Annotated in this window: 15 protein-coding genes; 4 read left to right on the plus strand and 11 right to left on the minus strand. The window is 44.3% G+C overall.

Annotation, left to right across the window (positions count from 1 at the left end):
- Positions 1 to 107: 107 nt before the first annotated feature.
- From ACVW0P_RS09035 to fumC, 10 genes are all read right to left on the minus strand, one after another.
- The gene (locus tag ACVW0P_RS09035; RefSeq protein ID WP_457131786.1) at positions 108 to 1,517 is read right to left on the minus strand and encodes a hypothetical protein; all 1,410 of its coding nucleotides are present in this window, start codon (positions 1,515 to 1,517) and stop codon (positions 108 to 110) included.
- A gap of 11 nt (positions 1,518 to 1,528) precedes the next feature.
- Positions 1,529 to 2,329 (minus strand): hypothetical protein, encoded by an 801-nt coding sequence (locus ACVW0P_RS09040; protein WP_457131787.1) that lies wholly within the window; start codon positions 2,327 to 2,329, stop codon positions 1,529 to 1,531.
- Between the two features lie 21 nt (positions 2,330 to 2,350).
- Positions 2,351 to 2,851 (minus strand): heavy-metal-associated domain-containing protein, encoded by a 501-nt coding sequence (locus ACVW0P_RS09045; RefSeq protein ID WP_457131788.1) that lies wholly within the window; start codon positions 2,849 to 2,851, stop codon positions 2,351 to 2,353.
- Between the two features lie 53 nt (positions 2,852 to 2,904).
- Entirely contained in the window at positions 2,905 to 3,294 is a 390-nt protein-coding gene (locus ACVW0P_RS09050; RefSeq protein WP_457131789.1) for an HYC_CC_PP family protein, read from the minus strand.
- A 102-nt stretch (positions 3,295 to 3,396) separates the two neighbouring features.
- A complete protein-coding gene (locus ACVW0P_RS09055) occupies positions 3,397 to 3,885 on the minus strand; it encodes a DUF3347 domain-containing protein (protein WP_457131790.1) in 489 nt (162 codons plus the stop codon).
- 4 nt (positions 3,886 to 3,889) lie between these two features.
- Positions 3,890 to 4,276, minus strand: a complete 387-nt coding sequence (locus ACVW0P_RS09060) for a hypothetical protein (protein WP_457131791.1) — start codon at positions 4,274 to 4,276, stop codon at positions 3,890 to 3,892.
- A 16-nt stretch (positions 4,277 to 4,292) separates the two neighbouring features.
- Positions 4,293 to 4,730, minus strand: coding sequence for a low molecular weight protein-tyrosine-phosphatase (locus ACVW0P_RS09065; protein WP_457131792.1), 438 nt, complete (start codon positions 4,728 to 4,730; stop codon positions 4,293 to 4,295).
- Positions 4,731 to 4,805: 75 nt separating this feature from the next.
- Positions 4,806 to 5,606, minus strand: a complete 801-nt coding sequence (locus tag ACVW0P_RS09070) for a S1/P1 nuclease (RefSeq protein ID WP_457131793.1) — start codon at positions 5,604 to 5,606, stop codon at positions 4,806 to 4,808.
- A gap of 5 nt (positions 5,607 to 5,611) precedes the next feature.
- Positions 5,612 to 6,130: a fumarate hydratase gene (locus ACVW0P_RS09075; protein WP_457131794.1), complete on the minus strand. Its 519-nt coding sequence runs from the start codon at positions 6,128 to 6,130 to the stop codon at positions 5,612 to 5,614.
- Positions 6,131 to 6,209: 79 nt separating this feature from the next.
- On the minus strand, positions 6,210 to 7,607 hold the full coding sequence (fumC, locus tag ACVW0P_RS09080; RefSeq protein ID WP_457131795.1) for a class II fumarate hydratase: 1,398 nt from the start codon (positions 7,605 to 7,607) through the stop codon (positions 6,210 to 6,212).
- Between the two features lie 191 nt (positions 7,608 to 7,798).
- On the opposite strand from fumC, the gene ACVW0P_RS09085 reads away from it, so the two are divergent.
- Positions 7,799 to 9,616 carry a sensor histidine kinase gene (locus ACVW0P_RS09085; protein WP_457131796.1) on the plus strand — a complete coding sequence of 606 codons (1,818 nt, stop codon included), beginning with the start codon at positions 7,799 to 7,801 and terminating at the stop codon, positions 9,614 to 9,616.
- The gene (locus ACVW0P_RS09090; protein ID WP_354426755.1) at positions 9,616 to 10,365 is read left to right on the plus strand and encodes a LytR/AlgR family response regulator transcription factor; all 750 of its coding nucleotides are present in this window, start codon (positions 9,616 to 9,618) and stop codon (positions 10,363 to 10,365) included. The genes ACVW0P_RS09085 and ACVW0P_RS09090 overlap by 1 nt, the downstream gene beginning before the upstream one ends.
- Here the strand turns inward: ACVW0P_RS09090 and ACVW0P_RS09095 are convergent.
- Positions 10,362 to 11,351, minus strand: a complete 990-nt coding sequence (locus ACVW0P_RS09095) for a tetratricopeptide repeat protein (RefSeq protein WP_457131797.1) — start codon at positions 11,349 to 11,351, stop codon at positions 10,362 to 10,364. The genes ACVW0P_RS09090 and ACVW0P_RS09095 overlap by 4 nt on opposite strands.
- Before the next feature lie 111 nt (positions 11,352 to 11,462).
- On the opposite strand from ACVW0P_RS09095, the gene ACVW0P_RS09100 reads away from it, so the two are divergent.
- Together ACVW0P_RS09100 and ACVW0P_RS09105 are read left to right on the plus strand one after the other, a co-directional pair.
- Positions 11,463 to 12,674, plus strand: a complete 1,212-nt coding sequence (locus ACVW0P_RS09100; protein WP_457131798.1) for a serine hydrolase domain-containing protein — start codon at positions 11,463 to 11,465, stop codon at positions 12,672 to 12,674.
- A gap of 121 nt (positions 12,675 to 12,795) precedes the next feature.
- Positions 12,796 to 13,110, plus strand: coding sequence for a YbaB/EbfC family nucleoid-associated protein (locus tag ACVW0P_RS09105; RefSeq protein ID WP_457131799.1), 315 nt, complete (start codon positions 12,796 to 12,798; stop codon positions 13,108 to 13,110).

Genomic DNA, 13,110 nt, shown 5'->3' on the forward strand with positions numbered 1-13,110 from the left:
TATTGAACTATCCAATCGTATTTTGCTTGGCGTAGATCAGATGCTTCACTATCATTCAGCATGACAAGCTTTTAAAATAGGAAGGGCGCTGTAGGCACTCTTCCTATTTACATATCCATCATATCGTGATCCATCTTACGTTTGCTGCCGCCCATTTTCATGAGGCTGGGGGTAACGCGCAGGTAAACCTGGAACCCAATGGGTGCTGTGCCGTAAAGCGGCCTAAGCGCTTGCGGAGAGGCGTTCAGCGTAGCTTGCAAGCCAATGGTCAAGTTTGTTTGTTTAAACGTTGATACAATACGGTTTGTGCCGAGTGTGATGGCGTTAATGCTAAAGTTCGGGTCGCCGGGGTAAAGTGTTTCCAGATCAAGTTCGCCGGCATCTTTCTGCACGTATTCGTACCGGCCGTAAATTGCGGTTTTGTTTAACTGCAGGCTGTTTTCTAACAATACAGCAGGCTGCGTGCGGCCATGGTGGCGGTTTTGCCCGTACACCAAAGTAGTGGCAACATAGCTGTTCTCACCAAGCATTTTAGTGTGAATAGCCGATGCGGTAAAGCGGTCTACGTCATCACTCGGCTCGGCTTCTTCCGGGCTCTTTAGCCAGCCGTTTGATACCTGCAATGCCCACTCTTTTGATGGGTTAACCGACAGTCGTACCGAGTAAGAATCAAACTTAGGTTTGTCAAAATTATATCGGTGCTCATCAGGTTCGCGGCCGGTAAATATCGACCCTTCCAGTTTTACGTTCTTGTATCGAAAACCTAAAGTAGCCGTACCAAAAGTGATATGCGTAGCATCGGCGTAGTGGTGACTTAAAGGCGCGTCGGGGTTATTCATAGCCGATAGGCGGTGCATAAATACCGGCGGCCCAAGTGCAGGCTCGCCCGGCATCCCAACGGAAAGCGATACGTCGGTATTTTTGGCGACACGTTGGGTGTAGGCTACGCTCAGTTCCGAAAATAGGTCGTGCGGGTGCTGACGGTCAACCAGTTTTTTGCCTTGATAAGATTCGCCTGTTTGATACAGCAATGGGTAGCCGCCGTTACCTACCGTGAAGGCATCCAGCGAAAACATGGTGTTAACCGCAAACAAACCATTACTACCTACTTTACGCTGCGCCATGTACATAAACCAGTTGGGCACATCAAACTGGCTGTCTCCTCGGCTGCCTTTGTTAAAAATGTCCTGCTTATTATACCGCGCAAAAAAGCTTCCGTGAATCATCTGCATCCACTTTTTACCGTGTATCATGTACATATACATCGGTGTTTCGTCGGGCACCCAAGAGGTTCCCGAGGCATCACGGTTCATTGGCAGATCGAGCGAGAACTGGCTGGTCATGCTCATGCTGTGGCGGGTAGTATCATGCTGCATTTCGGCCATCATTTTGGCATGATCGTGCGGCATGGCTTTTTTGGTGGTGTCTTTTTGAGTATGCTGCATATGGTCCATTTGCTGTGCATTGGCGGCAAAGGATATTATCAGTACAAAAAGTATGGTGATATATTTTTTCATTGGGTAGAAGTCTATAAGTTAAAAAAATTGTACTCGAACCGTACCAGGTACATGTTGACGCTGTTACGCTGCATATTATTGTACAAAGGGGTTCGGTACGAGAAATCGAGCCGGCAAACGCTATTGAAAATGAATTGTACTGCAGGTGCAACATCAAGGTAGTTTTGGTTATACCCCGGGTTGTTTTTGCCAAGCAATTCTACATACAGGTTCAAATTTACCTGGTCGTAGCTTTTGTATTGTTTTGGCAGCACCAGATAACCGGCAGATAGTGTGTAGGCCAATGCTTCTTTAGCACCGGTAATAGTGCCATGATCGTTAACACTATTTAATCCCCTCAGGTAACTACCCGATGCAGACAGAGCCAGCTTATGCAGCAACTGCGTAAACACCAAACCGCTCTGTAAGCCCGAATTATCGCCCTCTAATGCAATCTCCTGTTGCTGGTATGGATTTCGGCTAACAGCCGCTTTGCCAAACACCGCCCCGCGGAAATGGGTTTGCACCGCATCAACAGAAAGGAAACGGTACTTGGCATAAAAGCTGCCACCTTCAAACCTTTGGTTGCTTTGATAAAAGTTGGATGTGTACACGGCGCCATGCAACATCAACTTGCCCGTAGCACCGTACATGGCTTCTAAAGTAGTCCGGTTTTTAAATACGGATGCTTCGGTAAAACCCTGGTTCTCCAACCGGATACCCAAAGAGTGGGCGGCCATATTGCTGGCCGGTTCGGTGTTTACATATAACTCTTGCGCGTGCGCAAAGTATGCCAATGCCGTAAGGCAAAAAGCCAATAAAATAACTTTCATAAGTTGGTCTTAAGAAAGTGCTTAAATTGCTAAATGATACGTGCGGCCTGTAGCGGTAGCTGCCTCTTCGGGGGTTTTACCTAAATGCTTTTTGGTAACCGAATTTGGCGCGAAACCTTTATCTACAATGGTTACAGTAACCGGGCCGGCTAAAGCCTTGTCGGCGTTAAGCAGCTTGTAGGTGTTGGCACCATAGGTAAAAACATTATCGGCAACCTTGGTATTATCGAAGTTAAAGGTAGTTTTCAGGTAACTTACCGAGAAGCCCGAGTCTTTAACCTTTTTGCTGATCTGGGCGAAATCTACCGGTACATCATTTTTAAAAGTGATAACGTAGATGTTACGCATCAGGTCGGGTTTTATCTCGCTAACGAAGGGAAGTGCCTTTAATGACTTTTCGGTTGTACGGGCGCAAAGTGAGCAGGTAAGGCCGCTAACTTGTAGTTCGGCTTTGGTAAATTGTGCTTTTGCAACGGTTACGGTTGCTATAAGTAGAATGATATATACTTTTAAAGTTTTCATGTTATTAAAATTGAATTTGAAATTGATAAGTTAATCTTGCAAAAGATCCACTATCAGATTTTCAAAGTCCGGTTTTTAATAAATGATGGGACGCTTTGTTTTGGCGCGTCGGGTGGGCCGCGGTCAAAAAACGCATTCAATAGCATCTGATGCACAGGCAAAATAAAATCGGCAAATGTGGATGACGGAATAGTTACCGGGGACACTTTCGGGATAAATGAATTAGGCTGGCTTTCGTGGCTATCCTTAACTTTTACGTCAAGCTTAGTATCCTTACAGCATTTCATTTTGCTTTTAGCCATTGGCTTAACGCAGCTTTTGGCCGGGGCATTTATTTTGATATCGGCAACGTGATTACCACAGTAATGCAAGTTAAGGGCAAAGCCGGTTGATGTAATTACGTACATCAATACCATAAACAATATGCCGCCCTTTTTTATCATTAAAACAAAAGTACACTATTAACTGCCTCATTTCAAACTTGTAAAGCATTTATTTATTGTCCAATGTTTGGAAATAAAATATAATCCCTTTTTATACAAGACTTATTTCGTCACTTTTAAAGTTGCTGTTACCTTTCCGCAATCCAGCATATCATCGCCATAATATGGGTTGCGGATGTCTTCGGTTTCGCTTAACCACGCGGCTCTTTTCATGGGGCAATACTGCTGGTAAAGCGTAGTGCCGTTAAGTTTTAACGCCGATAAAAGGCTGTACATGTTTTTGGACAGACTTTCGAAGTGCTCGCGCTGATGGTCAATAACCGTGGTTTGGCTAATATGGCGGCTATCAAATTTTAGTTTATCCAGATAGGTAGCCAACAGCTTTTGCTGTGCAGGTTTTAAACCTTTAACCGATGCAGATAACGCTTCTAATAGCTCCGCAGAGCGGGTTTTAGCTAATGCAGCGTTACTGCCAACCAAAGCGTTTTTTACACCGATGTATGAGGTGGTTACTTTATCAATTGCCGCGTTTTGTGCGTTTGCCATTAATATGGTGCAGCTTAATAGCAGGGCCAAAAATATTGCTTTCATAATTTTATGTATTGGAAGGATGCTTTGAAAATATGGTACCGAACAATATCGCAAAAATCGCGTAAAAAATCGTTACTATCCAAACGATGTAATGCAGGTGTATATTGCTAATAATGGCTTTTACCAAAGCCGGGCCGCCTATAAAAAAGTGCGCAAAGTTAGCTACTGCTATTGGCTTGTTATATATGCCGCCAATAATGGCACCCTTAGCCATCCAGTTAAGCATAGCAAAACCGAAAAACAACGCCCCTAAAATTTGTAATTGCAACTGGTAAAGTTTGGAAAAGCCCATGCCGGTGTAGGTGGCAATCTCTTGCGGCATAAAGGTGAAGGCAACACCAATAAACGCCAGGAAAATGGCACTCGCCATCATGATAGGTTTAGTGTTCATCCACCTAAGGTATCAATTAATGGCTGTATTGTTTGATGATCTCCTTACATCCTGCCTCTATCAGTTTAAAAATCGGGACAAACTGCGTATCGTCGTAATATGGGTCGGGAACTATCTGATCGCCCAAAAGCATTTTAACTTTCAGTCGGTCGGCATTGTTTCGCGCCATGGCAAGCACATTACTCAAGTTGTTTTTATCCATCACCAATATCAGTTCGAACGCGTCAAAATCGCTGGTACGGAACAAACGGCATACTTGCTTGCTGATATCTACGCCCTGGTCGGCAGCAGCTTTTACAGATCGCCTGTCGGGCGCTCGGCCAATATGCCAGTCGCCCGTACCTGCCGAATCTACCTGCCAGTCCAGCCCGGCCTTATCTGCCAGGTTCTGCATAATACCCTCCGCCAATGGCGAACGGCATATATTGCCTAAGCAAACCATTAGTATTTTCATGATGCGAATATGCAGATATGCAAATGCAGATTAAGGAATTTGCATATCTGCATATCCCCGTATCTGCACATCGGGCTATGCCCCAAATATTTGATTTAATAACCCCGCTAATCTAACGCCGCCTTTTACAAGCTGCCGGTTAAGGGTGCCGATGTATTCGAAATTGTACCTGTATACGTTTACTTTATCGCCATCTTTATTGCTTGCATAAATCTTTGCTGCTATTTGTTTAGACTCGAACAGCCACTGGCTAACCGGTGCTTTTTGCCATTCGGCGCGTTGCGCGGCAGTTGTATGGTTTATCCAAATGCTATATTCGGTATAGCTTAATTGCTGAAAATCTATCAGCTGGCTATCCCAGATAGAGTGCAGGTTGGTTTGGTTATTAAACCACATAACCTTAACGTCGTTACCACCTTTATCGCTCAGGTGGCCGGTGTGCAGGGGCTGGTGAACGTCTTCTACAACGTGGATCAGCATACGTAGGGCAAGCAGTTTATTGCTTTTAGTGGTGGTTTTCTTTTTAAGTTCACCAACTAAAAAGTTGATCTTGGTATAGGCGTCGGTAGCAGTATCTTGTTTTAAAAATGCCTGCATTTCGGGATAGCTGTATTCCTTATCAAAGTTTATAAAATGCCAGTTGTACAAATAACTATACTGAGGGTCTGATTTGATGAAGTCGGCCCAGTTGCTGGTCATCGCTATGGACTCGTTGCCCAGTATGGCTTTAATGGCGGCGCGGGCTTTTGCGTTAAGGTAACTATCGGCAATTTGGCCGCTGATGCGGTGGCCGTTGGTGCCCCATGCCATGGTTTGGATAGGCAGGTAAATGATGGCGATGCCTAAAATGATTTTTTTGAAAATGCTGGTTTTCATATTTTTTACAATGGCTTTGGTGTACAGGAGTTTCTTTTTACTAAACGTGTATTAATGGCTATCACGCTTGATGTTGGGTTGAACTGAACAAGCGAATCTGACTTCTTCACTATCTTAAACCGCTCTTCGTAAATGCCCGATCGGAAGCAGCCCGATGGGTCTTTATAGCTGTAGTCGGCATTGCAGAACAGGCCGCGCACATGCAGGGTATCGTTCCGCTGCTCGTAAACGCCTTTAGCATATTCTGTCCATTGGCCGCTTTTGGTACAGCTATCTGCACCGGTGTTTGCTTTACTGATAGTTTTGATGCTCACAAAAAACGAATCGCAATTAAACTTAAGGTTATATAAAGAATAACTTACCAATTGTTGCTGCATTGTTACACTATCCTGCTGCCACTCGCCCTGCAAATAGCTCTCGCCCGGCGTTTGCATATCTGGGTTAAACTTGCAGGCAGTTTGCCATAAGAAGGTGAAAGCTATCCCGATAGCTATCAGGAGGTAAAAGGCGAAAGCTTTTTTCATGAAAGGGATAATTTAAAAGCCTCTCCCCAAAACGGAAAGAGGCTAAATTCTGCTCCCCTTAAGGGGGCCGGGGGGCTGATTATTTTAAGCTCCCTATCATATCTTCGGGGCGTACCCACTCGTCAAATTGCTCGTTGGTGAGGTAACCCAGGCCAACCGAGGCTTCGCGCAGCGATAGGTTATCTTTTAGGGCAGTCTTGGCAATTTTAGCCGCGTTCTCATAACCAATGTGCGGGTTAAGCGCGGTAACCAGCATCAGCGAATTTTCGAGGTGCTTTTTAATCCCGTCGTAGTTTGGTTCGATACCAACCGCGCAATGGTCGTTAAACGATACGCAGGCATCGCCTATTAACCTTGCCGATTGCAGAAAGTTTGCCGCCATAAGCGGTTTGAAAACGTTAAGCTCATAATGGCCGTTAGAGCCGCCAATGCTAATGGCAACATCGTTACCCATAACTTGCGCGGCAACCATGGTAACCGCCTCGTTTTGGGTTGGGTTAACTTTACCCGGCATAATTGACGACCCCGGCTCGTTATCCGGGATATGTATCTCGCCAATACCCGAACGCGGGCCCGATGCCAGCATCCTGATGTCGTTAGCTATTTTCATTAACGATACCGCTATCTGTTTTAACGCGCCGTGGCTTTCTACAATTGCATCATGCGCTGCAAGGGCTTCAAACTTATTTTCGGCCGTGATGAACGGCAGGTTGGTGAATTTGGCAATGTACTCGGCAACTTTAACATCATAATCTTTTGGCGTGTTGATGCCCGTACCAACAGCAGTACCGCCAAGGGCAAGCTCGCTAAGGTGATCGAAGGTATTATGCAAAGCTTTTAAACCATGGTTAAGCTGCGATACATAGCCAGAGAATTCCTGGCCCAAAGTAAGCGGCGTAGCATCCATTAAGTGGGTACGGCCAATTTTTACAACGCTTTTAAAAGCCTCGCTTTTTGCCTTTAAGGTATCGCGCAATTTTTCGATCCCCGGGATGGTTACATCGATCAGGATCTTGTAGGCCGCGATGTGCATAGCGGTTGGGTAGGTATCGTTTGATGATTGTGATTTGTTCACGTCATCATTGGGATGGATAAAAGTTTTGCCTTCGCCCAGTTTATTACCCTGTAAAACGTGTGAACGGTTTGCTACTACCTCGTTCACATTCATGTTTGATTGTGTGCCAGATCCGGTTTGCCAGATCACCAGCGGGAACTCGCTGGCAAGCCCGCCTGCTAATATCTCGTCACATACCTGTGCTATCAGGTCGCGTTTATCGGCAGGCAATACGCCCAGATCGGTATTTGTATAAGCCGCCGCTTTTTTAAGGAAGGCAAACGCCTCTATAATTTCCTTCGGCATTGATGCCTCGGGGCCAATTTTGAAATTATTGCGCGAGCGTTCTGTTTGTGCGCCCCAGTATTTGTCGGCGGGTACCTGTACCGCGCCCATGGTATCATGTTCGGTTCTGAAACTCATATGGATAGTATGTTTTTGCGAGGGCAAATTTAGGGTTTTATGTGGGTTTAAGCCAGTTGCAATAAAATTAAAACACTGTAAAATGCCGGATACTAAGGCAACCCTGCCAGATACTGTTTCATGATTGTGCAATACGCGTAAACCCTGCAGTTTTATATCAACAAACAAATACTAACTTAACACCGCGAATCATGAAACTCCTAATTACCAAGACCGCTTTTATAATTTTGTGCTTACTCGCGCTTTGTTGTAGAAGCATAGCGCAAAAACGCCAACCTAATGCAGGGCAAGAGAGGCACTTTGCCCTGGTTGGTAAAACTTATGTTGATACCACAAATTCAACACCCGAAAAAATGGAGTTTTACCATAAGCAAGTGCGGTTAAATAAATTTGCTAACGAGCATTTCTACTTTAATTGGCTTGGTAAACAAAACATCGGGATACGTTTTGACACCACAAGCAAAAGCAAAATTTACGAAGGCCTAAAGCAAACCGTTAATGGGCGGGAATTTACCAGCATCTTAATTGACGGGACAACTTCTGCAGAGGTTATCATCCAAAATATCCAATCGGAGCCCCAGGCGTTAAATTACTTATATCGGGTTGTTAAGAATAATAACCAGGAGCTTATTGGTTGGAGGCCGCCCTTCAATATCAAAACCCTGGCCGATGGCACCAGGTACGCTTACTTAGATAAATTTGATTATACGCCCGGCCAGTTCATTAAGGTGGAGATTTATAATATCAAAAATTTTAGTGAGCAGGACGCCGTGTTTATCGACTGGAGAAAAGTTGAGCCTGCAACGGTAAATAGTTTTGTTGATTACGTCAGCAAACATTCGCACATTCCCGATAATGGTTATTATTCAAAAGTATTAACAGATACCCAACGTACTGTAGAGCAATTTGGGAAGCTTATTGATGGAAAGTACACAATGCAACAAAGACCTGTACGATATAAAGACTTTATTGAAACCACATCAAAAAGCAACCTTAAGTTCAGAGCTGATGATTCTGTTCAAAACATGAGTTTTTTTATACGTAATGGCGAAAGGGCTTATAATTACAAGGTTAGCCTTAAAAGAACTGTGGATGGACATACCGACAGCATTAATTTAGGTGAGAACAATACAAGGTTTAGTCTTTATAAAGAATTTTGGAAAAAGCCCGGTACATATCAAATTACGTTTACGCCCAAAATATACCAGCCGGGTGGCGAGCCTATAACATTACTCCGTAGCCTGGCCACAAACATTAAATTTACGGTGTTGCCCCCACTGGATAAACAGCGCACTATTTCTATAAAAACATTAGGTTATATATTAGTGATATTTTTAACTACAGGTGGCTTTATGTTTGCCATGTATCGCGATAGCCAAAAACGAAAGTTAAAACAGGAAGCACAAAATAGGCAGATAGCATCATTGCAGCTACAATCGGTAAGGGCGCAGTTGAACCCGCATTTTATTTTTAACGCCCTGGCGGGGATCCAAAACCTGATGAATAAAAATGAGATAGAGAACGCCAATAAATACCTGAGCAAGTTTGCCCGCCTTACCCGTAATGTGTTGGATGATGCCAATAATGAACTTACCTCTATTGAGCATGAAACCGACCTGCTGAACGATTACCTGCTGATGGAGCAGATGCGCTTCGGCTTTAAGTTTAGTATCGCGGTTGATGAAAAGGAGATAGACCAGCAGATCGAGATTCCCGCCATGTTGCTGCAACCTTTTGTAGAAAACGCGGTAAAACACGGGGTTTCGGCATTGGGCGATAAAGGCAAGATCGATGTTGCGATAATTAAAACGGATGCTACACTTGTGCTATCAGTAACAGATAACGGCAATGGCTTTGGCGGAGATACAACTGGCGGCATGGGTATGAAACTTTGTGCCGACCGGATAAAACTGCTGAACAGCATTTATAAAACCGCCAACATTGTGATGCACAAAATATCAAATAATAACGGGACATTAATAACCATTGAACTGCAAAACTGGCTATAATGAAAGCGCTGATAATTGACGACGAAACCTCCAACCGGGAAAACTTGCAGCAGCTGTTGCAGGTTTACGCGCCCGATGTGCAGGTAGCTGCTTTAAGCGATAGTGTTGACGACGCGCTGAAAGCAATTATACTCCACCAACCACAGCTGGTGTTCCTGGATATACAGTTGCATGCCCAATCAGGGTTTGATCTGTTGAAGCAATTGGGCGATATCAATTTCGAGATCATATTTGTGACTGCCTATAATCAGTATGCTATACAGGCCATCAAATTTGCCGCGTTAGATTACCTGCTAAAACCGATAGATATTGACGAACTGAAGCTGGCAGTGGATAAGGCCCGCAAAGCCATAGCCCAAAAACAAAAGAACGACCGGCTTAATCACTTACTGGATTATTTGAGGGATGATAAAAAGGCGCCAGTCCGCATCGCCCTGCCCATGTTTAGCGAAACGCGCTACGTAAACATTGTGGACATTGTACGATGCGAGGCAGATAATACTTACACCAAATTTGTGCTTGCGGGCGGCGAACAGATCCTGGTATCAAAAACACTAAAGGAATATGCCGATATGCTAACCGGGCAGGGCTTTATCCGCGCGCATCAATCGCACCTCGTAAACATTACCTTCATAAAAAGCTGGCTCCGCGAGGACGGCGGCAGTTTATTGCTGACGGATAATACTAAAGTCCCGGTAAGCAAATTAAATCGCGAGAAAGTAAAGCTTGCCTTATCGGGCGTTATTTAATTAACAGCGTTGCTTTTTGCCCAGCTATCCAACGCCATAACTTTATCCGCATTATCTTTTACCCATGCTGTGTTTTCAGGGATGGTAGCCTGGCTTATTACCCGTACAAATGTGTCAAAATTATCCGTCTGCGATAGCTTGTAAAAATATTGCGCGTACTTATATTGTTTACCTGACGTGGCAGCAAACGCGGTAAAAAGTTCTTTTAATTGCGCGTTAAGCAACGCAGTGGGCGAAGCGTATTTACGCGTCATAAACCCGGCTAATACTTTGGTAATGGTTTTGTTTTGGGCAAAGGCTTCGGCTTTGGTGGTGGCTGTTGGTATATAACCAACTTCGGCCTCGAGTGTACCGCGTTGCAGCATGCTTTGCAGGTTGCCAAAGGCCTCTTTACTACGGGCTGACTTTGACTCTAATTGTAAAAAGCGGCAAAAGCCAAGCACGGCATCCACGCGCTTATTTTCATGAAAGGTGACCAGCGCGTACATCCTGGTGCTGCCCGCATCCATAGAATCGCGTTTAATGGCGCCAATAAAACTTTGTTCGGCATCTGGGTAAAGCTTACTGCGATATTGTACAATGCCTAAATTATAGTAAATACGTTGGTTGGTACTATCGGTTTTTAAACCATTCTTATAAGCTTCAATAGCTTTGGGCAGCTGTTTTGCATTGCCGTAAATACTCCCCATTAAACTATAAGATGCGGCGGTAAGTGTGTTGCTTGCATTCGTTTTAATGGCCGTTTCCAGGAAGGGGATGCCATCCGGCCCTTTGCCGCTGCTAAATAGGGTTAAAGCCATTTCGTAATTGGCGCGGGCGTTTGCAGGTTCGGTAACTAACGCGTTTTTATATTTCTCTATCGCGGCGGCATATTGTTTTTGGCGGTACAGTTGCTGGCCCTCTTTGTTAAGGCTGGCCACGTCTTGTGCAGATGTAATGCCCGTAAAAACAGTTAAAAATAATATTAGGCACGCCAATGATCTCATACCCAAATTTACGGTTTATTAATATTTTTGAAACATTAATCAGATTTTAATCTTTTACCACTTATATAATTTTTAATTTTCGCCTTTCGTTTTGTGATTGATTTTTTACCTATGAGACAAGTGTGCACAACTGTCATTTCCCTTGCTTTTTCTTTACTTTCTTTAGCCTCATGCTCCCGCGGAAAAGGCGATAATAAACAAGGCATCGCCGATAACGGCAAACCTTTTAATACTACCGAACTACTTAAATATGACCCTGCAAAAGGCGATAAAAAGATAGAAGAATTTATGGAGCACCTGCACAAGGTGAGTGGCTTTAACGGAAACGTACTGGTAGCAAAAAAAGGTAAAATAGTGTATGAGGGCTCTTTCGGTTGGGCTAACCACTTAACACGCGACAGCCTGAAGTTAAACTCGCAGTTCGAGCTTGCTTCGGTAACCAAAACCATGACGGGTACTGCCATTATGCAGCTTTGGGAAAAGGGCAAAATCAAACTCGACCAAAACGTTAAAGACTTTTTCCCCGATTTTCCGTACGATGGGGTAACCATCCGCCTGTTGCTTACCCACCGCAGCGGTATGATGAATTACGTTTATTTTTTAGATAACATTTATCGTAGCCAGCACCTTAACCAAAAGAAAGGTGTTACCAATAAAGAGGCCATGGCGTTGATAGCCCAATACAAGCCAGCACGCTTTAATAAGCCAAACGCCAGCTTTTTATACAACAATAGCAACTTTATGGTGCTTGGCGCCATTATAGAGAAAGTGACCGGCATGAATTATGCAGATTACATGAAAGAAAATATTTTTAAACCTGCGGGGATGACGCACACTGCTGTTTATTCTAAAGCGGTTTACGATAAGATCCCGGTGGATGTTGTTGGGCACGACCGTAACAGCTGGAAATACTCGGTAGCGCAAAACTTTTTAGATGGGCCAGTGGGCGATAAAGGGATTTACAGTACCGTTGGCGATCTGTTTGTTTTTGACCAGGCCCTTAAAGCAGGCCGTTTAATAAAACAAGCTACGCAAGATTCGGCTTATACAGACCGTAACCCTATGGTGCGTGGGCATTTCAATTACGGTTACGGGTGGCGCTTGTTTACCAGCCCAGGCCAAAAAGTAGTTTACCATACCGGCTGGTGGCACGGTTTCCGCCATATATTTTTGCGCGATATGAAAAACGATGTCACCATTGTTTTGTTAGGTAATGTAGTAAACGGCAGCCTGCTGCACCTGGACGACCTGTTTAAAATGACAGGCATGCCTGTAGTGCGCAAAGGCGCCTACAACGGGGCCGGCGATACCGCTGAGGATTAAGCTTCGGATGTGCAGATGCGTGGATATGCAGATGTGCAGATGGAGAATTGAAAAGATATTTACCTGGATATGCAATTATCTGCAAATACGCACATTTACATATCTGCACATTTTAATTATTATGTTCGATAAATTAATGGAAGCCCAGCAAAAGGCTGGCGAAGTAAAACAACGTTTAGATGCCATAACCGTTACCGGCACTGCTGAAGGTGGAAAAATTACCGTAACTGCAAATGGTAATAAGGTTGTAAAATCGGTGGTTATTGATCCGGATTTATTAAAAGATGCCGATAAGGAAGAACTTGAAGAGCTTTTGGTTGTTGCCATAAACAAAGCTATTGAGCAAGCCGAAAATCTGAGCCAAACCGAAATGGCAGCCATGACCCAGGCAATGCTTGGCGGAATGGGTGGCTTGGGTAATCTGTTTGGCAAATAA

The organism is Mucilaginibacter sp. UYNi724, assembly GCF_054057495.1.